This window comes from Paenibacillus sp. FSL R7-0302 (assembly GCF_038006885.1).
In the GTDB taxonomy this organism is placed as follows: domain Bacteria; phylum Bacillota; class Bacilli; order Paenibacillales; family Paenibacillaceae; genus Paenibacillus_AQ.
Genome location: NZ_JBBOWB010000001.1, coordinates 1,058,197 through 1,081,221 on the forward strand (window position 1 = coordinate 1,058,197; position 23,025 = coordinate 1,081,221).

Genomic DNA, 23,025 nt, shown 5'->3' on the forward strand with positions numbered 1-23,025 from the left:
ACATGGCAGGAATTGCACGGATAGATCCTGGGGCATCGCACATCCTACATCTGAAGAGACATCGTGTTTCCGAAGAAAGGATGAATACGAATGCGGAATTTTTCGTGGAAGTATTTTGCAATGACTGGAGATCTCGATGCGTATTTGCTGTACAGGGAAGCTGGGGATTCGCCCGAGGGCAGCGGACCGCTGCCGGCGGAGGAAGAGATGGCCATCGATGAAGAAGCACAATAAGGACTGGTTGCTTGCCGAGTGGTTGGGGGAAGAGGCATGCTATACAGGGTGGAAGGGATCGTCATCCGCAGCATGGACTACGGTGAAGGGAACGCCATTATTACGCTTTGCACCGAGAACGCCGGTAAAGTAGGGGTTCTGGTGCGGGGCGCCAAGAAGGTCAAAAGCCGTCATGCTGCCCTGATCCAGCTGTTCACAACAGGTGAGTTCGTGTTCTTCCGCAACAACGGCGGACTGGGAACACTGAATGCCGGCGAGATCACGAAGTCCCATCATCCGCTGCGCGAGGATCTGGTCAAGGCGGCGTATGCATCCTATGCCTGCGAGCTGCTGGACCGGGTGCTGCATGATGAAGAGACAGGCAGCTTCTGGTACCGCCAGCTGACCGCCTGCCTGAATGCACTGGAGGAAGACAAAGAGCCCGGCATTATCAATAATGTATTTGAAATGAAGGTGCTGCAGGCTGCCGGTTATGGGCCTCAGCTCGATTCCTGTATTGTCTGCGGCAAAGACAAGCCGGATGAGGAGCTTAGAATCAGTCCGCGTCTGGGGGGAGTCCTCTGCCGTAGCTGCCGGCATAACGATCCTCCGGCCATGGAGATTTCTCCGCGTGCCTTGAAGCTGCTGCGGATCTTCGCGGCGCTGGATCTGACCAGGCTGGGGAACGTGGATGTGAAGCCGGAGACCCGTGCGGAGCTGAAGACCGTCATGCGGGGATTCATGGATATGCAGCTGGGGCTCAGACTGAAGTCCCAGAGCTTCCTGGACCAGCTCGACAAATACAATATTTGACGAATCGCTAATTATCCGTTACTATAAGTTCAGTTTCTTTTATAAGATTGCCGTGTTTGCTCCAGAACTGGAGAGAGTGCGTGGATCGGGAAAGTAGTGGGCGATATTGTCGCAGCAGCGAGCCGGGGGTAGTGGAAGCCTGGCGGGACGACGTTCATGAACAGGGCACCCGGGAGTACGGAAGCGGCGACATCAAAAGTGGATTTCGTGATTTTTGCGTAATCAAGTAGGGTGGAACCGCGGGAGAACATATTTGAGCTCTCGTCCCTATGTCTGTTCATCAGGCATGGGGGCGGGAGCTTTTTGGCTTGTGGCTGTGCGGGAGATCCTTCTTCCAGCACATACCGCAGGTACATAGAAGCTGGTGCCGCCTCCATCGCGCAGCAGCAAGAGCCAGTCATAAGCAAGAGGCAGTACACACTTGTAAAGCGAAGGAGCCGGTAGTTATGAACTTTCAGCAGATGATTCTGACCCTGCAGCAATTCTGGGCCGCCCAGAACTGTATTCTCGTCCAACCGTATGATACGGAAAAAGGGGCGGGCACGATGAACCCTATGACTTTTTTACGTTCCCTGGGTCCGGAGCCGTGGAAGGTTGCTTATGTGGAGCCTTCACGCCGTCCGTCCGACGGCCGTTACGGGGAGAACCCGAACCGCCTGTATCAGCATCACCAGTTCCAGGTGATCATCAAGCCGTCCCCGGACAATATTCAGGAGCTGTACCTGGATAGCCTGAAGGCACTGGGCGTAGATCCCCTGCTGCATGATGTGCGGTTTGTTGAAGACAACTGGGAGAATCCGTCTCTGGGCTGTGCGGGTCTCGGCTGGGAAGTGTGGCTGGACGGTATGGAAATTACCCAGTTCACGTACTTCCAGCAGGTCGGCGGAATTGAAGCAAGTCCGGTAGCCGTGGAGATCACTTACGGGATGGAGCGTCTGGCCTCCTATATTCAGGATAAGGAAAATGTATTTGACCTGGAATGGGTAGACGGCATGACGTACGGAGATGTGTTCCATCAGCCGGAGGTTGAGCATTCCACCTACACCTTTGAAGTCTCGGACGTCAAAATGCTGTTCACCCTGTTCAACACCTACGAAGAGGAAGCCCGCAGAGCGATGGAGAACCATTTAGTTTTCCCGGCGTATGATTACGTGCTGAAATGCTCGCATACCTTCAACCTGCTGGATGCGCGCGGCGCAATCAGCGTAACGGAACGCACAGGCTTCATTACGAGAGTACGCAATTTGGCCCGCACCGTAGCGGCGACATATCTGGAGGAACGCGAGAAGCTGGGCTTCCCGCTGCTGAAGAAAGAAGGTGCTGACCATGTCTAAGGATATTCTGTTCGAGATCGGTCTGGAGGAAATCCCTGCACGCTTTATCCGCGCGGCGATGGAGCAACTGAAGGACAGAACGGCGAAATGGCTGGAGGCCTCACGGATCAGTCATCAGGGCGTCAGTGCATATGCAACACCGCGCCGCCTTGCCGTACTGGTGAAGGATGCCGCAGAGCGCCAAGAGGATGTAAGCGAAGAGGTCAAAGGCCCGTCACGCAAAATCGCACTGGATGCCAGCGGCGAATGGAGCAAGGCTGCATTAGGCTTTGCCCGCAGTCAGGGCGCCACGCCGGAGCAGTTCACGTTCAAGGAACTGGCAGGCGTGGAATACATCTATGTGACCAAGAGCAGCACCGGCATCGAGACAGCCTCCTTGCTCTCCGAAGGCCTGGCGGGCATTGTCAGCAGCATGACCTTCCCGAAAAATATGCGCTGGGGCGCTTATGATTTCAAGTTCGTCCGTCCGATCCGCTGGATGGTAGCTCTCTTCGGCCAAGAGATCATTGACCTTACGATTACCGGAGTCAAGGCGGGCAAGGTGAGCCGCGGCCACCGTTTCCTCGGTGAAGAAGCTGTGATCGCAGAGCCTGCTGCATACGTTGAAGCTCTGCGCAGCCAGCATGTGCTGGTGGATGTGAAGGAGCGCGAAGAGCTGATTCTAAGCGGTATTCATAAGCTTGCGGAAGAGAAGAACTGGAAGATTGCGATCAAGGAGGATCTGCTGGAAGAGGTCCTGTTCCTGGTAGAGACGCCGACTGTGCTGTTCGGTACCTTTGATCCGGCCTTCCTGAATATTCCGCAGGAGGTGCTGATCACCTCGATGCGTGAGCATCAGCGTTATTTCCCGGTATTTGGTGAAGACGGCAAGCTGCTGCCGTTCTTCGTAACAGTACGTAACGGGAATGCGGTATCGCTGGATGTCATCGCCAAGGGGAACGAGAAGGTGCTGCGTGCGCGCTTGTCGGATGCCAAATTCTTTTATGAAGAAGACCAGAAGCTGCAGATTAATGATGCTCTGGCCAAGCTGGAGAATATCGTCTATCATGAAGAGCTGGGCAGTGTAGGTGACAAAGTGCGCCGTATCCGTGCCATCGCTGACCGCTTGGCGGTGAAGCTTGAGCTGTCTTCAGAAGCTGCTGCGGAAGTGAGCCGTACAGCGGATATTTGCAAATTCGATCTGGTAACCCAGATGGTAGGTGAGTTTCCTGAACTGCAAGGCACGATGGGTGAGGATTATGCCCGCAAGGCTGGGGAAGCAGAACGGGTGTCCAAAGCGGTCTTCGAGCATTATCAGCCGCGCTTCGCCGGAGATGCTGTTCCTTCTACACAGGCAGGTCTTGTAGTCAGCCTTGCTGATAAAATCGATACGATTGTCGGCTGTTTCTCGATCGGAATTATTCCAACCGGCTCCCAGGACCCTTATGCCCTGCGCCGTCAGGCAGCAGGGATTGTCCAGATCGTACTGGAGCATCAGCTGAGCCTAAGCCTGCAGGAGATTTTTGCAGCGGCACTGGAAGTTCATGAAAGTTTCCGTACAGAGAAACATTTCACCCCTGAATTGCGTATAACTCTGTACGAGTTCTTCGGTCTGCGCGTCAAACGCCTGCTAGCTGACAACAATGTACGTTATGATGTTGTAGATGCAGCGCTTGCGGCAGGATTTGATGATATCGTTGATGTAGTTAGCAGAAGTCTGGCTTTGATGAACGCCGTAACCGATCAGGCTGATTTCAAAATTACTGTGGATTCACTGACCCGTGTCAGCAATCTGGCCGCCAAAGCTCCGGAGGGTGCAGTTATCGACCCGGCCCTGCTTAAGGAAGAAGCGGAACAGAAGCTGTACGCGACTTGGCAGAGTATTCATGAGCCTTACCGCGCAGCCCTTGCTTCCAGACATGCCGCTGAAGCCCTGCAGATTCTGTCGGGACTTGAAGCCGCGGTTACCGGATTCTTCGATTCGGTTATGGTTATGGCCGAAGACGAAGCCGTCCGCTCGAACCGTCTGGCGCTGCTGGCCGGCATTCATACCGACTCCAGGTTGTTTGCTGATTTCGGCAAGCTGGTGTGGTAATTCAGGCAGGTTTTAAGTAATGTTTGTGATTTTATGGTATAGATCGAGGGTTTAGGGTATAAATATACGGAACGGTGCCAATGCGTAAGTTGACATTCGTTCCGTATTTATGCTTTACCAAAGAAGGATTTTTGAACGGTTGAGCGTAATATATATTACACAGGAATTTGGTGAGGTGAGCTTGGGAACTTCCCGGCTAAGAAAGATTGTTGTGGACGGGGATGCTTGTCCGGTTAAGCAGGAGATTATTACCGTGGCGCGCGAATTCGGGCTTCCGGTGCTGATGGTCTCCTCCTATGATCATGTGCTGAGGGCGGAAGAAGGCGTTACGGTGGTTCAGGTGGACCGCGGGGCAGACAGTGCCGACCTCTATATCGCCAATCATATCTCTGCAGGGGATATCGTAATTACGCAGGATTATGGACTGGCGGCGCTGGCGCTGGGCAAACGCTGCCTTGCACTTTCGAACCGGGGCCAGGAATATGAGAATTCTACCATGGATTTTATGCTGGAGAGCAGGCATGCCAAGGCGGTTGAACGCAGGCGCGGGCACTATTCCAAGGGTCCCAAAGCGATTACCGCAGAGGAAAAAAATCTTTTTCAACATAAACTGACAAAACTTTTAACAATTTTGCAGGAGAATGTCCAGCTATAGCGAATTATATTTAACTGTTAAGAGATGAAGGTGGTTGAAGTGGCTAGCGGACATGGTCCTATTCCCGAAGAGGTTATCGAGAACGTGCTGGCGCGGCATGATATTGTCGATACAGTCAGCAAGGTTGTCCATTTGTCCAAGCAGGGTAAATATTTATGGGGCCTCTGCCCGTTCCATTCGGAGAAGTCCCCTTCCTTCACTGTCACCCCTGACCGGGGAGTCTTTCATTGCTTTGGCTGCGGTATGGGCGGAAATGCCATCAAATTCAGGATGGAAATCGAAGGATTATCCTTCCCCGAAGCAGTCAGAATCATGGCGGAAGAGAGTGATATCCCTGTTCCTGAGGGGAGAGGCGGGGCGCTTGCTGCCCCCGATCCCGAGCGGGACCGGCTGATTCAGGCGTATGAATTATCGGCGAAGTTTTATCATTTTTTGCTGAAAAACACGGAATACGGCACTGCCGCCATGGATTACTTAAGAACCCGGGGTTTCAGCGACAAAATGATTGACCAGTTCCAGATCGGCTACGCGCCGGACCGCTGGGATACGCTGCTGCAGTTTCTGGAGAAGCGCAGCTTCGATCTCGCCGAGATGGAGAAGGGCGGACTATTGTCTGCCCGAGGGGAAGGCAAAGGATATCTGGACCGCTTCCGCGGCCGGGTTATTTTTCCGATTGCGAACCGCATGGGCAAGACGATCGCCTTCGCCGGACGTATTCTCGGGGAGGGGCAGCCGAAGTACCTGAACTCTCCCGAGAGCCGGTTATTTAACAAAAGCCGCATTCTGTACAATCTGCACCAGTCCAAAGCATCCATCCGCAAAACGCGGCAAATCGTCCTGTTCGAGGGATACGGTGATGTCATTTCGGCTTGGGAGGCAGGTGTGCAGAACGGGGTAGCCACGATGGGAACCTCGCTCACCGAGGGTCACGTGGGCTTGATGAAGAGCCTTGGAGATGAGATTGTGCTTGCCTATGATGGAGATAAGGCTGGACAAGCTGCGGCCCTTAAGGCCATTCCTATCCTGGAAGCCAGCGGTCTGCGGGTCAAGGTAGCCCTGCTTCCCAGCGGCCTGGACCCGGATGAATTCATCTCCCGGCATGGCGGGGACAGATTCAGGGAACAAGTGATTGACTCTGCCGTGTCCTCCATCAAATTTAAGCTTATATATCTGAAAAAAAACCATATACTCCTAGAGGAAGACGGCAAAATTGCCTATGTCAAGGAGGCTCTGGAGATTATCGCCGGGCTCCCTTCTTCAACGGAGCGGGAGGTGTACCTGCGGGAAATCGCCTCCGAGCTTGAGCTGTCCTACGACAGTCTGAAGCAGGATTGTAATTTACTTCGGGCCTCCATGCAAAAAAACAACCCCGAAGGGGATAATAACGATAATAGGTGGAATAATGGTAGGCATAAAAAAGGGCAAGTGCAGACACCTACCTTACTGCCTGCTTACCATGTTGCGGAACGGCGCCTGTTATCATTCATGATTCAAGACCCGGAAGCGGCGGCCTATGTGGGTGAACGGCTCGGAGAAGAGTTCAATATTGATGATCATGCGGCAATCGCCGCTTATCTATATGCTTATTATGCGCAAGGCAAACCACCCGGCATCAGCCGGTTCCTATCATCGCTTCAGGACGACCGTCTGGAGAAGACCGCAACGGCCATCTCCATGATGGATACCCCTCCGGACTGGAATACCCAGGTTCTGGACGATTGTATTCGTGAAGTGCGGAAGTATCCTCTGCAGCGCAAAATTGAACCCAAGCGTGAAGAGATGATTCAGGCGGAGAAATCCGGTGACTTTTTGCGTGCAGCACAAATAGCAAGTGAAATTTTAGCCCTAGAGAGACAATGAGCTGTTGACAGGATGTACCTAGGGAGGAGGGAGTCGAATTATGGCGAACGATCAGCACACTGAACTGGAAGCGGAATTTACTCTGGATCAGGTTAAGGATCAGCTTATTGATCACGGGAAGAAAAGATCATCACTTAATTACAAAGATATCATGGAGAAATTGTCGCCATTCGATCAAGACCCCGAGCAGATGGAGGAATTCTACGAGCAGCTGAGCGATCTGGGGATCGAGGTTGTCAATGAGAACGATGAAGAGGTGAACAGCCTCCGTCCAAGCGAAGACAATGAGGACAAAGAAGGAGACGACTTCAGCTTCGACGATGATCTGTCGCTGCCTCCGGGGATCAAAATCAACGATCCCGTCCGGATGTATCTGAAGGAAATCGGCCGCGTGCCGCTGTTATCGGCTGACGATGAAGTGGAACTGGCGATGCGGATCAAGAATGGTGATGAGGAAGCGAAGCGGAGACTGGCAGAAGCGAACCTGCGGCTCGTGGTCAGTATCGCCAAGCGTTATGTCGGACGCGGCATGCTGTTCCTGGATCTGATTCAGGAAGGCAACATGGGTCTGATCAAGGCAGTTGAGAAGTTTGACCATAACAAAGGCTTCAAATTCAGTACTTATGCAACCTGGTGGATTCGTCAGGCGATTACGCGTGCGATTGCCGACCAGGCGCGTACGATCCGTATTCCGGTGCATATGGTTGAAACCATCAACAAGCTGATCCGGGTCTCCCGCCAATTGCTGCAGGAGCTGGGACGCGAGCCGTCGCCTGAAGAGATTGCAGCGGAGATGGAGCTTACCGTTGAGAAGGTTAGAGAGATCATGAAGATTGCCCAGGAGCCGGTATCGCTGGAGACACCGATTGGTGAGGAAGATGATTCGCATCTGGGAGATTTCATTGAGGACCAGGAGGCGCTGGCGCCTGCGGATGCAGCGGCATATGAGCTGCTGAAGGAACAGCTGGAGGATGTGCTGGACACGCTGACTGAGCGTGAAGAGAATGTGCTCCGCCTGCGCTTCGGACTGGATGACGGACGGACGAGAACACTTGAGGAAGTGGGCAAGGTGTTCGGCGTAACCCGCGAGCGGATTCGCCAGATCGAAGCCAAAGCGCTTCGTAAGCTGCGTCACCCCAGCCGCAGTAAGCGGCTGAAGGATTTCCTTGAATAGACCGTACAACCGGGACCTTCTGCTGCACGGTGGCAGGAGGTCCTATTATGTTGTCAAGGGGATTCACCAATGCTGGAGTCCCGCCGTGTGCGGGAGCTTCTAATGTAGGGATGGCAAGTTCTAGAAAGAGGGATGCCGGTTGAACCTGGAGAAACGTGATACTATATTAAGAGAAATACAATACTGGAGAAGAAGCAAGCTTTTGCCCGAGCAATATTGTGACTTCCTGACTAACCTGTATGATGATCAGGCAGAGGTGAAGGACAGCAATCCGGTATCGTTACGGAATCTCCAGCAGGGAAGCATCAAAATTTGGCTGTTTGGTTTTGGAATTATTTCCTTGATTTTCTTGATTAGTCTTTATTTTAGCGTTTTTCCCTGGCCTTTGCAACTTGCAACAGCGCTCAGTGTCCTAATTATTTGTTATGGATATTCAGCGATTTACCTGAACCGCAACAAGACAATCAGTCTGATGCTGGCGGGAATCGGCAGCATTTTAACGCTGGGATTCGGACTGTGGCTCATTGAGCTGCATAAGCTGGATGCTGATTTTTGGACACCGCTGCTGATTGCGGCCTGCGGGCTGCTGTGGTGTGTGCTTGGTTTTTTTCTGCGCATCGGGCTGCTTCATTTCTGCGGATATGCCTTCTGGGCTCTGCTCTATGCAGGATTCTTCGGACATGTCCGGCCGGATGCCTCTCTTCTGGAGCTGGAGCTGCTCTGGCTTCCGCTGTGTGTGCTGATGATCTGGATGAGCTGGTTGATGTATCACAAGGTTAGCGGGGTCTCTGGGGTGTACCTGGGGGCGGGTGCTGCCCTCTGGCTGATGCCGGAGGTGGATGCGCTATGGCTCAGAGCGGGATTCCCGGAATGGACCTCGCTGATATTAATACTGAAGATTGCAGTGGGCCTTGCGCTGCTGTTCCTCTTCAGAAAAAAATGGATAACGTGGGTGGCCTCATGAACAACGTAAAATTATCTGACCGGCTTCAGCTGCTGCTGGAGCAGGTCCCTGCGGGCAGCAGACTTGCCGATATCGGCTCAGATCATGCCCTGCTGCCTGTTGCCGCTGTGAAGAGCGGCCGGGTGCCTTCGGCTATTGCCGGAGAAGTAAATCCGGGACCCTATGAAGCGGCGCGTCGTGGTGTTGCGGAAGCAGGACTCGGTGCAAAGATCGCTGTACGGCGCGGAGACGGGCTGGAGGTGCTGGAGCCGGGGGAAACGGACTGCATTACCATTGCCGGGATGGGCGGCTCACTGATCGCGGCGATTCTGGACCGCGGGCAGAAGCTCGGCAAGCTGGCCGGGGTGAAGACGCTCGCGCTGCAGCCCAATGTAGGCGAAGATATTCTGCGCCGCTGGCTGCTTGCTAACAGCTGGGTGCTGGTCTCGGAGCATATTTTGGAGGAAGACGGCAAAATCTATGAGATCCTGACTGCGGTTCCCGAGGGCACTGAAGCGGCGGGGACAAATGAACAGTTGTACAGTGGACGTCTGCTTGCCGGAGGGAAGGTAGCCCTTGATCAGGCGCTGCTGCTGGAGATGGGACCGCTGCTGCTGCAAGCGCCGAATGAAGTATTCGCTGCCAAATGGCAGGGTGAAATCTCCAAGCTGGAGAGCATCCTGGCCTCGCTCGCACGTTCGGAGCTGGAGGCGGCTGAGGAGAAGCGCAGCAAGATCAGACTTCAGATTAAACGGATTGCGGAGGTGCTGGAATGTTTGCCAAAGGACAGACCGTAATTGGATATATGGAGCAGCTTGCCCCGAAGCATCTGGCGGAGGAATGGGATAATGTCGGGCTTCAGGTCGGCAGTCTCCAGAAGGAAATTACCGGGGTGCTGGTGGCGCTGGATGTCAATGAGAGCATTGTGGACGAAGCGATTGCCAAGGGCTGTAATCTGATCATTGCCCATCATGCGGTGATTTTCCGGCCGATCAAAGGGATTCTGACGGATACCCCGGCAGGCCGCTTATATGAGAAGCTGATCAAAAACGACATTGCCGTGTATATCAGCCATACGAATCTGGATGTGGCCGAAGGCGGAATGAACGACTGGATGGCCGAGGCGCTGGGCATTGAGAACGGTGCACCGATCAAGGATATTCATACCGAGCAGCTGTCCAAGCTGGTTGTATTCGTGCCGAAGGATCATCACCAGAAGGTGCTGGATGCCATCCTGAACGCCGGGGCAGGCTGGATCGGCAATTACAGCCATTGCAGCTTCAATATCGAAGGCTATGGCACCTTCATTCCCCAGGAGGGCACGGACCCGTATCTCGGCACGCCTGGCAAGCTGGAGCGGGCTGAAGAGGTCCGCATCGAGACGATTGTGCCGCATACGATCCGTAACAAGGTGGTACAGGCCATGCTGAAGGCTCATCCGTATGAAGAGGTGGCTTATGATCTGTATTCCATGGACCTCAAAGGCCGCAGCCTTGGACTTGGAAGAGTGGGGAAGCTGAAGGAGCAGGTGACGCTTGGTGAGTTCATCGATACGGTCAAACGCGGGCTGGATGTGGAGTGCGTGCGGGTAGTTGGAGATCTGGACCGCAAGATCCGCAAGGCGGCAGTCATGGGCGGGTCCGGTGCCAAGTACTACAGCAGCGCTATCTTCAAGGGAGCGGATGTGCTGGTGACCGGCGATATTGATTACCATACCGCACAGGATGCGCACCTCGCGGGAATCGCCCTGATCGATCCGGGCCATAATGCGGAGAAGATCATGAAGGTGAAGGTAGCGGAGTTTCTGGCCGGCAAGCTGACGGAGCATAAGTACGGCACGGCAGTGCATGCCTCGCAGCCGGATACCGAGCCTTTTACATTCCTGTAGGCTGTTATTATTTACACTTGTGCGCCGGGCGGCATATCTGTATAATATACAATGTTGTTTCGGAAAGTTTGACAGACAATCGCCGGTATGCGTGAGAGCGTATGCGGGAGGAAAGTCCGGGCTCCACAAGGCAGGGTGCTGGATAACGTCCAGTCGGCGCGAGCCGAAGGATAGTGCCACAGAAATGGACCGCCGATGGCCGCTTTCGGGCGGCACAGGCAAGGATGGAACCGAGGTGTAAGAGACCCCGAGGAACGCTGGTGACTTCGTTCCTGGTAAACCCCATCTGGAGCAAGACCTAATGAGACGCAGCCGCTTCCCTAACCGGAAGCCGCAGCCTTCGCCTGAGGCGTGTCTAGGTTGGTCGCTGGAGCTGTGCAGTAATGTATGGCCTAGATAGATGATTGTCGCTTATGGTGGGAGGGTAGTTCCCGTCTGAACCACAACGAGCACAGAACCCGGCTTACGGCAAACTTTCCTAACTGACAACTTTTATAAGCACAGTGCAGTAATTAATTATGACACATACAGACAATAAGACGGCGGTCTCCTTCGGGGGCCGCCTTTTTGTCATAAGTCCATATCATATACCTCAGCCTCTTCACTCGCGGACTCAAAAGCCGTTAATTCGGGCAATGAGCCTATTTTGTAAGCTATGCGGACTCAGTGGCCCTTAACAAACAAATTTTGCTTCCTTTTGCGTTCCTAGCGACCCAATAGCGGCCCCTCAGTCCGTAAGGAGTAGAAAAGGTTTATTTTTAGCAAAATAACGTCTTCTCAGTCCACATAGCGTTACAAATGAGGGTTTTGAAGGTGGAGTTCCTGCACAAGACGGCGTCTGCGAAAAAGCCATATCGCAGACGCCGCCAGAGAGGATGTTCCCATGTTCCTTAAGCAGATTCCGTTACAACGGCAACAGACGCTCCTCATACCGGGACAGCGCAGTGGACAAGCGCTGCACAGCGAGCGGCAGCAGCTCCGGCCGGGTATGGGTGAAATTCAGGCGCATCGTATTCTTCATGGGCTGCTCCGAATAGAAAACTTCGCCCGGAACGAAGGCAACGCCCTGCTCCACGGCAAGCGGCAGCAGCTCGGCGGTATGAATCCGGGCAGGCAGGCTCAGCCACAGGAACATGCCGCCGCGCGGCTCCAGGAAGGAGGTATCCTGCCAGTTCTGTGAAGCCAGCTCTGCTGATAGCAGCTGCATCCGTGACTTGTATTCCCGGGAGACCAGCCGGATATGGCCTTCAAGATCGAAGGTGCGCAGCAGCTCATGCAGGGCGCGCTGATCGATGGTGCTGGAGTGCAAATCGGCGGCTTGCTTGGCTCTGGCGATCATCTTGACCAATTCAGCAGGGCCAACGATCCAGCCGGTGCGCAGTCCCGGAGCTACGATCTTGGAGAAAGTACCTGTATACACCACGCAGGGATCACCGCCCAGATTCCTGTCGATGGCTGTGAGGGTCGGCGTATAGGCTCCCGGAGATTCATCGAATCTAATCTCTCCGTAAGGATTATCCTCCAGCATCAGCACACCGTATTTCCGGCATAGCTCCACCACTTGTTCACGGCGTACTTTACTCCAGGTTGCGCCAGAAGGGTTGTTGAAGGTGGGAACGGCGTACAAGAGCTTAGGGCGGTGTACCCGAAGCTGCTCTTCGAGATGCTCCGGCAGCAGCCCTTCTTCATCGCTCTTCACAACCTGGATGTCTGCACGGTAAGAACCCAGTACCTGCAAGGCGGCCAGATAGGTCGGTGCCTCTACGAGTACAGTGTCTCCCGGATCGAGCAGAATTCTGCAGAGCAGATCTATGGCCTGCTGGGAGCCGGTAGTGAGGATCATTTCATCGGAGGAGACAGGGATGCCCTGTTGCCCCAGTCTGGCGGCGATCTGTTCACGCAGCGGAAGATAGCCTTCTGTCAGTCCGTATTGCAGCGCAGAAGGCTCGCCTGTCAGCACGCGGCTGTAAGCCTCCCGGATCACCTCTGCCGGAAACAGCTCCTCGGCAGGCAGCCCGCCGGCAAGCGAGATAATGTCCTTGCCCTGTGTGATCTTAAGGATATCGCGGACTGCGGAGGACCCCAGGTGGTTCGTCATGTCCGCATAGTTGATCTTCATATTCATGCTCCCTGCTATTCTGAATTTTGTAGTATCATAACGGTATAGCGGTATAACAGTAAAGCGGTAAATATAACAGTTAAGAGGAGGCAGGCCATGCATATTGATTTACTCCGCAGCGGCGACAAATCGCTGCCCCGGCAGATCAGTGAGACGATCGCGCAGCGGATCACCTCGGGGCTGCTCCAGCCGGGCACGCGGCTGCCGTCCGTTAGAGGTCTGTCATCCTCCTTGAAGGTGAGCCAGGTGACGGTAAGCAAGGCTTATGCTGACCTGGAGCAGCGCGGTCATATTCTGTGCAGCCAGGGTAAAGGCTGCTATGTGGCAGAATGGGAGCGGAACAGGCAAGGTGCAGAGGTAAGGTGGCAGGACGGATATGATGACTATCTGCCACGGGCCCAGCTGTGGCGTAACTTCGATTATTCTGAGGTGGACTATCCCTTTCATCTGGCCTCCATTCACAGCAGTCTGCTTCCGCTCGGGCCAATTGGCATGACTATGGCTGCACTTGTGAAGGAGCAGCCTGAGCTGATGGCCACCTATGGTAATTTTCAGGGTGACCCGGAGCTGCGCGAGGTAATGCGCAAGCATTTGCAGAGCCGGGGAATACAGCTTAGCTCCGGTGATCTGATGATCACAAGCGGCGCACAGCAGGGGATCGATCTGGTCGCCCGGACCTTTGTCGGTCCGGGGGATACGGTGTATCTGGAGGCGCCCAGCTATACGGGGGCGATTGATGTTTTTGCCGGGCGGGGGGCTGAGATGATCTTCGTTCCAATGGACGGGGAGGGCATGCGGGTGGACCGGCTTACAGCGATGTGTGACCGGAGGCCGCCTAAGCTCATCTACACCAATCCGACCTTCCAGAATCCGAGCGGGGTCACGCTGAGCATGCCAAGAAGACAGCGTCTGCTGGAGCTTGCCCGCAGCTACCGCTGTCTCATTGTGGAGGATGATCCGTTCAGTGACCTGTACTTCCATCAGCCGCCCCCGGCGTCCATTAAATCGCTGGATACCGCCGGGCATGTAGTCTACATGAAGAGCTTCAGCAAAGTCCTCGCCCCCGGCTGCCGGATCGCCTGTGTGGCCGCTGAGGGCAATATCCTCTCCAGGCTAATCGCCGCCAAGTCTGCCAGTGATCTCGGCAGTCCGCTGCTGACCCAGAGGGCAGTGCTGCCCTTCATCGAGCGCCAGTATGACGGGTACGCAGCGAAGCTGCGGTCAGCGCTGCGTGTCCGCATGGAGGCGGCAGCGAAGCTGCTGAAGCAGTATGCTCCGGCCGGGGTAACCTGGCAGCTGCCGGGGGGCGGGCTGAATCTGTGGCTGCAGCTGCCGGAATCCCCCGGGACTACGAAGCTGCATGCTCTGGCCGAGCAGGAAGGGATATCCTTCCTCCCGGGCGATGTCTGCTATGCCGGGGATATACCCTCCAGGCATATCCGGCTGAGCTATTCGCAGCTGACGCAGGAGGGGATGGAGCGCGGACTCCGCCGGTTCCTGCTGCTGCTGGAACGGCATCTGCGCTCTTAACAGCTAACGGCCGCAGCTTATTGTATGGAATCGAGCTGTTTGCCGACCTGCTGCGGGAACAGCTGGAGCGGAACCTGGCCTCCTCCTGCGGCCTGCAGGGTACGGTAGATATCCACCTGGCCCCAGCCGTAATATTTATCATGGCCGGCGGTGCCCAGATCGATGGCATTAGAGGTCAAGAGCGCGGTCACTTCCTTGTTCGTCAGTGCAGGATTCAAGGAGCGCACCAGTCCGGCCAGCGCCGCTACATGGGGACTGGCCATCGAGGTGCCGGATAACGCGGCATACTGATTATCGGGATAGGTGCTGGCAATGCTCTCCCCGGGTGCAGCCACATCGATGTAATCCCCGTAATTAGAGAAGGAAGCACGCTCTCCTGCCGCATTCGTTGCGGCGACTGCAATCACCTCTTCATAGGCTGCGGGGTATCCCGGCCGTTCCGTATTGTCATTGCCGGAAGCGGAGACAATCACTACATCCCGGTCATAGGCATACTTAATCGCATCATGCAGAAACTGCGAGTCGGCATAGTTGCCCAGGCTGAGATTAATCACCTTAGCCCCCTGATCTGCCGCCCAGATAATGCCTTCGGCCACCGAATAGGTGGTGCCCGCCCCGGCATTATCCAGCGCTTTTACCGGAAGGATCTTGTTATACCAGCTAATGCCGGCGACCCCTTCTTCATTATTGGTTAACGCTCCGATGATGCCGGCCACATGAGTGCCATGTCCGACATCGTCATCCGGCGTACTGCCGCTGGTAATCGCATTGTACCCCTTAAGCAGCTGCCCCTTCAGATCCGGGTGGTTCGCTTGAACACCGGTATCCACAACGGCGATTACGATCTCCTTGCTGCCCTTGGACAGGTTCCAGCCCTGCGGGGTTTCAATTGCCGGCAGATTCCACTGGTAAGTGGAGAAGAGCAGGTCATTGGGCGTAATTACATTCGCTCCCGTATTTTCGCTGACCGCATCATTGGTTAAGTACATATAGTGAGGCTCTGCGTACAGCGGATGCCACTTATTGGCGAAGTAGGTCTTGAGCTGAGAGTAACTCATCTTATCCGACCGGAAAATATAAGCATACCCCAGCTTGCGAGGCTCCTTGCAGCGGATATCGGCGGCGATGGTCTGAAGCTGTGCCGCCGTGGGATGCCCGTTCGGGAAGCGGACGACAATCTCATTCTCGTAGTAATGGCTGGCATTCTCATTGTCATGTCCGGTCTTGACCGTGATGTCCTTCAAGGTATCGGCGTGGACGGATTCCACCCGGTACTTGCCTTCCTTCGGGTATGGGATGAGCCGCAGATTCTTGAGCTGATGCAGCGCGACGCGGTCCAGAATCTTCTGGTTAATCAGAGCGATGACAGCGATTTGGCCCTCCCGGTTACGCTGGGCCACGAAATAGTATTTTTTGTCGCCGATGATGAACGAAGGGGATTCATAGGACTGGTGGCCTTTGATCGCAGCTTTGGCCGTGTTCAGATAATGAAGCAGCTGCTTATTCTCCTGGTCGGTTCCTTCCGGCAGTGAAGATTTGAAGGTGGTTGTCTTACGGGTGTTGAAATCCACCAGCATCAGCATGGTAATATGCCCGTGCCCCTCCTGAAGGCTCTGTGCATATGCTGAGATAGCTTCAGGCGAAGCGTGATGCATATCGGCCAGCAGGGTGCTCAGATGTCTGTTTACATCGATGCGGTTCAGCTTGTCAGTGGCCGTTACATCCTGCACAAGGGTGGTTTTCTTGATCACTTTTTCCTGAGCGGGATTAGGCACAGACGCTTGCCGGAGGGTACCGCCGCTGCCTTCCGGACGCAGGGCGAAGGTGAGCAGCAGTACGGTCAGCGCGGCAGTGACTACACCGGCGACGGTAAAATTTTTACGTGACATGATTTCCGCTCCTTCCTGTTTTCATATACCGGTTAGGGTTCGGAGCAAGAGCCTGTTTTATACATCTTACGAAAAGGCTACCGCCGTCCTTGGTTTTATGTTAATATCAAAAAGAAAGCGCCTTCCGAGGCTTGTAATGTTCTTTTCAGAAGAAGGATTCTTCTCCGGTATCAGTACGGTGGAGGCTTACGAGATTTTGTGATACTATCAAGAGAGTACAACTGCAATGTCTAAGTGTCATTAACAACTACTAATGCAAGGTACAATAAGGGGGAGCAACCGCCATGTCAGCAGTAAGTGTGCAGAAATTGTGTGAATCCACGAGAGAGAAGCTTAAATCCGTTATCGACAAAATGGAACTGTTCCTGAATGAGCATGCACTTCCGCAGCTTGTTACCGAAGAGGATGAAGAAACGCTGCATTTCTATCGGGGGTTCTTGTCGGATCTCCGCCATCTGCTGGTGTTCTCGGAAATGTCTTATGAGAAGCTTGGGCTTGCACTGCGCCGCGCTACCTTCGATGAACCTTTCGCGCAAAAAGCGCTATATAATGTATATCATCTAGGAGTTAATAACTTCTTCTATCCTAAAAATGAGAGTTATTCGGAGGATGGACGTTACGCTTATACCGGGCAGGATGCGATTCGTTTCCGTAAAAAGCCTGTGCGTCCGGCACGCGACATCATTATGGAGATCACCAAGGTGTATGAAGAATTGCGTGATGATCTGACTTATTATGAGAATGATTATTTGACAGAGAAGCGGATGCAGAATCAGGTGTAATCCATTGTCCCGTCTATAATCTTAATTCTGTAAAAGACTGTCCCAACTGCCGATAGGGCTGCTTGGGGCGGTCTTTTTGCCGTCTTCAGGCAGCCCTTAGCCGCATATCCAGAATTCGCAGCGGGCATAATACATGACGAGGTGATCATTATGACAAAACCGCTTGTGAAGTGTAGTGTGAGCAACTGTCATTTTTGGGGAGAACAGAACCTGTGCCGTGCCGAGGAAATTGTCATTGAGATCGATCAGCATGCAGGCAGCCGTTATATGGAGGAATACGCAGAGGAGCTGACGGCGGGTAATCATCATGATCATGCCGGAACCTCGTCCGCAACCTGTTGTCTGACGTTCAAGCCGAACGCCTGAGAAGGAGGCCCTTATGGATAATCCGAATGATGAACCCAAAGTGGACCGTTCCGCCCGTAGAAAGGTTATCCTGCGCCCGCGCAGCAGAGTCGATTACCCCCGCCGGGACCGGAGCCACAATGAGGAGTATGCCGCCGAGCTCAGTCCGCTCCCGTCGCAGCTTCAGAGCACTATGGAACGGAGCGGCGAAGCTCAGCGGACAACAGGCCGCGTAAGAGAGGGAGAGGACAGGAGTATCGGCTATATCGGCCTGGGCTTCGGTGTAGTATCCTTATTCATCTGGTCCATTATATTGGGGCCGATTGCCGCTGTTCTGGGGTATTATGCCTATGCCAGAGGACAAAAATCAGCCGGGGCCTGGTCGATGGGGCTGGGGATTGTATCCACTTTAAGCTATTTTGTCTTAATTCCTTTTGCCCGTTAGAGCCGGCTGAATCTGCACATCCGATTTTCAAAACAGGCTATCAGACCTAACTATGCAGGTCTGAGGTCTGTTTTTTCGCTTAGGCATATAGTAATTGCTGTGAATAAATAGTAAAGTTCAAATATAAGACTTCGTGTGAAAGAGGGAATGAATGCATGTCAATCAATGCCGCTGCGCCAAGCGGTCAGTTGAAATGGGTAGACCTGAGAAGCTCAAGCATGAAGCGTGAGGATACCCAATCGAACCCCGGAGTGACCGGTGCCTCGGCAGCGGCGTTCACTGCAATGCTTCAGCAGGCAGCCGGGACGTCTCAAGCCACTGACAGCAGCAATAAAAGCACATACGTTGCTCTTGCAGGTACCTCTTCGATGGATAATCTGCTGTGGCAGCAGCTTGGGGAAGCAGCAGAAGCGAATAGCGGCATTTCCGGGGAAATAACGCAGACCGTGCCGACGGATTATGAACAGCTGATTCAGACTGCCAGCGCAAAATATGGCGTTCCGGTTGATCTGATCAAGGCGGTTATTGATACGGAATCCTCCTTCAATCCGAATGTTGTATCTTCTGCCGGTGCCAAGGGACTGATGCAGTTAATGGACGGAACGGCTAACGGACTGGGTGTCTCTGATCCCTTCGATCCTGCCCAGAGCATTGACGGCGGCGTAAGATACCTCTCGTACCAGCTTAAGCGGTATGACGGACAGGAGAAGATGGCGCTGGCCGCCTATAATGCCGGACCGGGCCGGGTGAACAAGCTTGGAGTCAGCACCGATGCTGAGCTTATGGCGAACCTCTCCGGGCTTCCGAAGGAGACTCAGGCCTACATTGCCAAAATAGAACGCGCCCGCGCGCAATTCGCGGTATAATATAAGGATCAAACGGAATCTGCACTCTGCTTCTTTGGGGGCAGGCCGTTTGATCCTTTTTGCAACATATAAGCAGTTATGAATTCTGATCAACAAAGGAGAACGCCGATATATGCTGTATTGGGATTATGCCGCTGCTGCCCCTCCCTATGAGGAGGTTGTGCAGACGCTGGAGCAGGTGATGAGGAAGCACTTCGCCAATCCCTCTTCCCTGCACCGGGCGGGAGAAGAGGCGGACAAGCTGATCAAGCGTGCGCGTGAGGTGTGCGCAGCTGCGCTTGATGTGTTGCCGCAGGAAATACTATTCACCTCGGGGGCTACCGAGAGCAACAATCTGGCGGTCAAAGGAGCTGCGCTGCAGTATCAGAGCAGAGGGCGGCATATTGTGACCACGGAGCTGGAGCATCCTTCGGTCTACGAGAGCTGTCTTCAGCTGCAGAAGCTGGGCTGGGAGGTTACCTTCGTACCACCTGACTCTCAGGGAGTGATCGAACCCTCGCGGATTGCCGCTGCGGTCCGGCCGGATACGGTGCTGGTGAGTGTGATGCATGTGAATAATGAGATCGGCACGGTACAGCCGCTGCGTGAGATCGGACAACTGGTCAAGGCGGTGAACCGCCGGACGCTCTTCCATGTAGACGGCGTGCAGGGCTACGGGAAGCTTGAGGCTCCACTGAAGGCCTGGCAGGCAGATCTGTACAGCCTGTCCGCGCATAAATTACGCGGGCCGCGCGGGACGGGAATTCTCTATGTCAGAGAAGGCGTCACGCTGTTTCCCTTGTTGACTGGCGGTTCTCAGGAACAGGGCAAGCGCGCCGGGACAGAGAATGTGCCGAATATTGTAGCTTCAGCCAAGGCCATGCGGATGAGCGGGGAACAGCGGGTGGCCTTCAGCGACCGGATTCGTCCGCTCAAGGCACAGCTGGAGAATTATATAGCAGGGATACCAGAGCTTGTACTGAACAGCAGGGAGGACGGGGCGCCGCATATTGTTCACTTCTCTTACCCCGGCATGAAGGGGGAGGTCTTGGCCCGCAGGCTGGAAGAGCTCGGGATGGCGGTTGCCACACGCTCCGCTTGTTCCTCGCGCCAAGCCGAGCCGAGCCGGATTCTGCTGTCCATGGGCAGGGATACCGCTGCTGCGCTTGGCGGCATACGGATCAGCCTGGGGGACAGTCACACACAGCAGGATGTGAGCAGGCTGGAGCAGGCGCTGCTGGCAGCCGTCCAATCCTTGAAGATTGCAGAAGGAGGCATGAAATAACCAATGACAACAACTGAGACAGGTAGCGGAGCACAGAATGCCGGATACGGAAGCAGCATGGACTATGCCGATATGCTCCTGCTGCGCTTCGGGGAGTTCATTCTCAAAGGAAAGAACCGCAGCCGGTTCGAGAAGACCGTACTGCGGCATGTGAAGGAGATGGTGAAGCCGTATCCCAATGCGAAGCTGACCCGGGAATTCGGGCGGATCTACGTCGAATTGAACGGTGAACCCGCAGGAGAATTAACAGAGGCGCTCGTAAAAGTATTCGGGATCGCCTCAATTAGCCCGGTGAAAGTCTCCCGGCCGGAATTCGAGGATATTCTTGCGGCCAGCCGGACCTTCCTCCACCTTCTTGCTCCGGCGGCGGGAACCAGCTTCAAGGTTAGTGCGCGCCGGGTGTGGAAGGGCTTCCCTTACGGCTCTATAGAGATGAATAAGCTTATAGCTACACCGCTGCTGCAGGGATATCCGGGGCTGCTGGTAGATGTGAAGTCTCCCGATCTGGAGCTGAAGATTGAGATTCGTGAAGAGCATACTCTTATTTTCTGTGAGAATATTGCCGGAGTCGGCGGCTTCCCGCTGGGAACGAACGGCAAGGCTATGCTGCTTCTCTCCGGCGGGATCGACAGTCCGGTTGCGGGCTGGTCATCGATGCGCAGGGGGCTGGAGGTAGAGTGCGTCCACTTTTACAGCTATCCATATACCAGCGAGCTTGCCCGCCAGAAGGTTGTAGATTTGACGCGTATCTTGTCGCGTTATGCCGGTGTAATTAAGCTGCATCTGGTTCCGTTCACGGAGGTGCAGACCTCTTTTACCGGGATCGGGCAGGATAATCTGATCATTACACTCATGCGCCGGGCTATGCTGCGGATTGCTACCGCCCTTGCAGAGAAGGAGGGGGCGCTTGCGCTGATTACCGGCGATAGTCTGGGCCAGGTGGCCAGCCAGACCCTGCCAAGTATGAATGTAATCGGGCGTGCAACGGCTTTGCCGCTGCTGCGTCCGCTGGTGATGATGGACAAGAGTGAGATTGTGGAGCTCTCGCAGACCATCGGTACGTATGACTTGTCCATCCTGCCATACGAGGATTGCTGTACGCTGTTCGTGCCCAAATCGCCGACGACGAATCCGAATCTGCGGATTGTAGACAAGATTGAAGCGACGCTGCCGGGCTATCAGGCCTTACTCGATACGGCGGTTGCCGGAACCGAGACCGTACTCATTACACCTTATGGCAATGAGAAGCCGGAGGACTTGGTACCTGCGCAGGCAGGACTTCAGGAAGAGTGGTTCTGAACAGCGAGGTGTGTCCGGCGGCGCTTCCAGTGTCCCGCAGCCAGGATACCGGCAATTACTGCGGCGATGAAGAGAACGTGCAGCAGCGGATGTGTCTTGAAGTAAGGGGCGATGAACTTCTCACCGGCAATCATACTGGAGGCTGTGAAGCCGAGTACGCCTGACCCGAGATAGATAATCCATGGATATCGGTTGATTAACCGGATAAACAGGGTACTTCCCCAGACCACAATAGGCACACTGATCAGCAGTCCCAGCACCACTAGCGTAATATTATGATTCGCTGCGCCGGCAACAGCAATGACGTTGTCCAGTCCCATGGCTGCGTCGGCGATCACAATTGTCCTAACAGCCGCCCACAGCGTTCCGCCGGCCTGAATATCCGTCTCTGCACTGCCGCCGGACAGCAGCTTGTAAGCTATAAGGATCAGCAGCAGCCCGCCGATTGCCAGCAGCCATGGAATCTTAAGCAGCCACACCACAAGAATCGTGGCGATAATCCGCAGGATTACCGCACCGCCTGTGCCAAGCAGAATCGCTTGCTTCTGCCGTTGTCCTTGCAGGTTCCGCGCGGCCAGGCCGATGACGATGGCATTGTCGCCTGCCAGAATCAAATCGAGGAACACGATATTTAGCAGAGATAATATGAAATCCGTAGCGGATGTATTCATCCCGGGTCACTCCTATAGATTTGGTGGCTTGCTATCCCCTGCTGCGAGTCAGGCGGGAGACTATAGATATACGCTGCAATCCGGCCATACATGCGCAGTTTCTAAAATAGCGGGACAAGATGCATAGCTTGTCGCCCCCCGGCATACATGTAGATACATGGAGTTCAGGGAGGCTGAGGTGGATGGATTCATTATTGCTGCTTGGTGAAATTCTAATGATTAATCTGGTGCTCAGCGGAGACAATGCCATGGTCATTGCGATGGCCAGCAAGAATCTGCCAGAGAAGCACAGGAAGCTGGCAGTCTGGTGGGGTGCCGCCGGAGCAGTCGCGCTGCGCTGTATCCTGACCTTCGCCGCAGTGCTGCTGCTCAAGATTCCCTATATCGAAGCCGGAGGGGCCATGCTGCTGCTCTGGATTTCCTTCAAGCTGCTGCTTGAGGACGAGGAAGAGCTGAGAATTGAGGGAAGCCCCAGCGTATGGAAGTCGGTACGCACCATCCTGCTGGCGGACTTCATCATGAGCCTGGATAATGTACTGGCGATTGCCGGGCTTGCCAAAGGGGATCTGGCACTGATCGTGATCGGGATTGCGATCAGCATTCCCATTGTCGTCTGGGGGAGCGGCATTATCGTGGGCTGGCTGCACCGCTTCCCGGTGCTGGTCTTCATCGGCGCCTATATTCTGGCGTATACCGCCGGGAACATGCTGCTGCAGGATGCCAAATTCGGCCCGGTGATTTCGTTCCTGCTGCCGACGCTTCATGCCATGCTGCCGATGCTGCTGGGCATTATTGTGGTTGTCACGGGCATGCTGAAGCACAGAAAAGTATCTGCAGGCAGATAACCGGCAATAATAAGGC

Annotated in this window: 21 protein-coding genes and 1 other RNA gene; 19 read left to right on the forward strand and 3 right to left on the reverse strand. The window is 54.5% G+C overall.

Going from position 1 to position 23,025, the window contains the following annotated elements:
• Window positions 1–90 precede the first annotated feature (90 nt).
• The 11 genes from MKY96_RS04550 (at window position 91) to rnpB (ending at window position 11,435) form a co-directional block, all read left to right on the forward strand.
• Window positions 91–234, forward strand: coding sequence for a YqzL family protein (locus tag MKY96_RS04550; RefSeq protein ID WP_076075837.1), 144 nt, complete (start codon window positions 91–93; stop codon window positions 232–234).
• A gap of 36 nt (window positions 235–270) precedes the next feature.
• On the forward strand, window positions 271–1,026 hold the full coding sequence (gene recO / locus MKY96_RS04555) for a DNA repair protein RecO (protein ID WP_076154225.1): 756 nt from the start codon (window positions 271–273) through the stop codon (window positions 1,024–1,026).
• A 446-nt stretch (window positions 1,027–1,472) separates the two neighbouring features.
• Window positions 1,473–2,360: a glycine--tRNA ligase subunit alpha gene (glyQ, locus tag MKY96_RS04560; protein ID WP_036724333.1), complete on the forward strand. Its 888-nt coding sequence runs from the start codon at window positions 1,473–1,475 to the stop codon at window positions 2,358–2,360.
• Entirely contained in the window at window positions 2,353–4,434 is a 2,082-nt protein-coding gene (gene glyS, locus MKY96_RS04565; protein ID WP_340938870.1) for a glycine--tRNA ligase subunit beta, read from the forward strand. The genes glyQ and glyS overlap by 8 nt, the downstream gene beginning before the upstream one ends.
• 175 nt (window positions 4,435–4,609) lie before the next feature.
• A complete protein-coding gene (locus MKY96_RS04570; RefSeq protein WP_076076338.1) occupies window positions 4,610–5,089 on the forward strand; it encodes a YaiI/YqxD family protein in 480 nt (159 codons plus the stop codon).
• 24 nt (window positions 5,090–5,113) lie between these two features.
• The gene (gene dnaG / locus MKY96_RS04575; protein WP_245368119.1) at window positions 5,114–6,949 is read left to right on the forward strand and encodes a DNA primase; all 1,836 of its coding nucleotides are present in this window, start codon (window positions 5,114–5,116) and stop codon (window positions 6,947–6,949) included.
• Between the two features lie 40 nt (window positions 6,950–6,989).
• Window positions 6,990–8,123: an RNA polymerase sigma factor RpoD gene (rpoD, locus tag MKY96_RS04580; RefSeq protein ID WP_036690273.1), complete on the forward strand. Its 1,134-nt coding sequence runs from the start codon at window positions 6,990–6,992 to the stop codon at window positions 8,121–8,123.
• 385 nt (window positions 8,124–8,508) lie between these two features.
• Window positions 8,509–9,087 (forward strand): hypothetical protein, encoded by a 579-nt coding sequence (locus MKY96_RS04585; RefSeq protein WP_143803583.1) that lies wholly within the window; start codon window positions 8,509–8,511, stop codon window positions 9,085–9,087.
• Complete coding sequence (locus MKY96_RS04590; RefSeq protein ID WP_340938871.1) at window positions 9,084–9,863, forward strand: tRNA (adenine(22)-N(1))-methyltransferase; 780 nt, start codon at window positions 9,084–9,086, stop codon at window positions 9,861–9,863. Before MKY96_RS04585 ends, MKY96_RS04590 begins: the two co-directional genes overlap by 4 nt.
• The gene (locus MKY96_RS04595; RefSeq protein WP_340938872.1) at window positions 9,839–10,954 is read left to right on the forward strand and encodes a Nif3-like dinuclear metal center hexameric protein; all 1,116 of its coding nucleotides are present in this window, start codon (window positions 9,839–9,841) and stop codon (window positions 10,952–10,954) included. Before MKY96_RS04590 ends, MKY96_RS04595 begins: the two co-directional genes overlap by 25 nt.
• 63 nt (window positions 10,955–11,017) lie before the next feature.
• An RNA gene (rnpB, locus tag MKY96_RS04600) (RNase P RNA component class A) lies at window positions 11,018–11,435 on the forward strand.
• Between the two features lie 423 nt (window positions 11,436–11,858).
• Here rnpB and MKY96_RS04605 read toward each other — a convergent pair.
• The gene (locus MKY96_RS04605) at window positions 11,859–13,073 is read right to left on the reverse strand and encodes an aminotransferase-like domain-containing protein (RefSeq protein ID WP_340938873.1); all 1,215 of its coding nucleotides are present in this window, start codon (window positions 13,071–13,073) and stop codon (window positions 11,859–11,861) included.
• A gap of 96 nt (window positions 13,074–13,169) precedes the next feature.
• Between MKY96_RS04605 and pdxR the strand changes: the two genes are divergently transcribed.
• The gene (pdxR, locus tag MKY96_RS04610; RefSeq protein ID WP_340938874.1) at window positions 13,170–14,603 is read left to right on the forward strand and encodes a MocR-like pyridoxine biosynthesis transcription factor PdxR; all 1,434 of its coding nucleotides are present in this window, start codon (window positions 13,170–13,172) and stop codon (window positions 14,601–14,603) included.
• 17 nt (window positions 14,604–14,620) lie between these two features.
• On the opposite strand, the gene MKY96_RS04615 is transcribed toward pdxR, so the two are convergent.
• Entirely contained in the window at window positions 14,621–16,492 is a 1,872-nt protein-coding gene (locus tag MKY96_RS04615; protein WP_340938875.1) for a S8 family peptidase, read from the reverse strand.
• A gap of 284 nt (window positions 16,493–16,776) precedes the next feature.
• Here MKY96_RS04615 and MKY96_RS04620 point away from each other — a divergent pair, with 284 nt between their 5' ends.
• The 6 genes from MKY96_RS04620 to thiI all read left to right on the forward strand — a co-directional run bounded on the left by MKY96_RS04620 (window position 16,777) and on the right by thiI (window position 21,493).
• Window positions 16,777–17,274, forward strand: coding sequence for a YpuI family protein (locus MKY96_RS04620; RefSeq protein ID WP_036724316.1), 498 nt, complete (start codon window positions 16,777–16,779; stop codon window positions 17,272–17,274).
• Window positions 17,275–17,424: 150 nt separating this feature from the next.
• Window positions 17,425–17,640 (forward strand): DUF1540 domain-containing protein, encoded by a 216-nt coding sequence (locus MKY96_RS04625; protein WP_076075861.1) that lies wholly within the window; start codon window positions 17,425–17,427, stop codon window positions 17,638–17,640.
• Between the two features lie 13 nt (window positions 17,641–17,653).
• Complete coding sequence (locus tag MKY96_RS04630; RefSeq protein ID WP_340938876.1) at window positions 17,654–18,064, forward strand: hypothetical protein; 411 nt, start codon at window positions 17,654–17,656, stop codon at window positions 18,062–18,064.
• Between the two features lie 218 nt (window positions 18,065–18,282).
• The gene (locus MKY96_RS04635) at window positions 18,283–18,930 is read left to right on the forward strand and encodes a lytic transglycosylase domain-containing protein (RefSeq protein ID WP_445671468.1); all 648 of its coding nucleotides are present in this window, start codon (window positions 18,283–18,285) and stop codon (window positions 18,928–18,930) included.
• Window positions 18,931–19,042: 112 nt separating this feature from the next.
• Window positions 19,043–20,194, forward strand: a complete 1,152-nt coding sequence (locus MKY96_RS04640) for a cysteine desulfurase family protein (protein WP_340938878.1) — start codon at window positions 19,043–19,045, stop codon at window positions 20,192–20,194.
• Window positions 20,195–20,251: 57 nt separating this feature from the next.
• Window positions 20,252–21,493 (forward strand): tRNA uracil 4-sulfurtransferase ThiI, encoded by a 1,242-nt coding sequence (thiI, locus tag MKY96_RS04645; RefSeq protein ID WP_340944443.1) that lies wholly within the window; start codon window positions 20,252–20,254, stop codon window positions 21,491–21,493.
• Here the strand turns inward: thiI and MKY96_RS04650 are convergent.
• The gene (locus MKY96_RS04650) at window positions 21,475–22,164 is read right to left on the reverse strand and encodes a TerC family protein (protein ID WP_340938879.1); all 690 of its coding nucleotides are present in this window, start codon (window positions 22,162–22,164) and stop codon (window positions 21,475–21,477) included. The two genes, thiI and MKY96_RS04650, sit on opposite strands and share 19 nt — an antisense overlap.
• A gap of 182 nt (window positions 22,165–22,346) precedes the next feature.
• Here MKY96_RS04650 and MKY96_RS04655 point away from each other — a divergent pair, with 182 nt between their 5' ends.
• Window positions 22,347–23,009, forward strand: a complete 663-nt coding sequence (locus MKY96_RS04655; protein WP_340938880.1) for a TerC family protein — start codon at window positions 22,347–22,349, stop codon at window positions 23,007–23,009.
• Window positions 23,010–23,025: the final 16 nt, after the last annotated feature.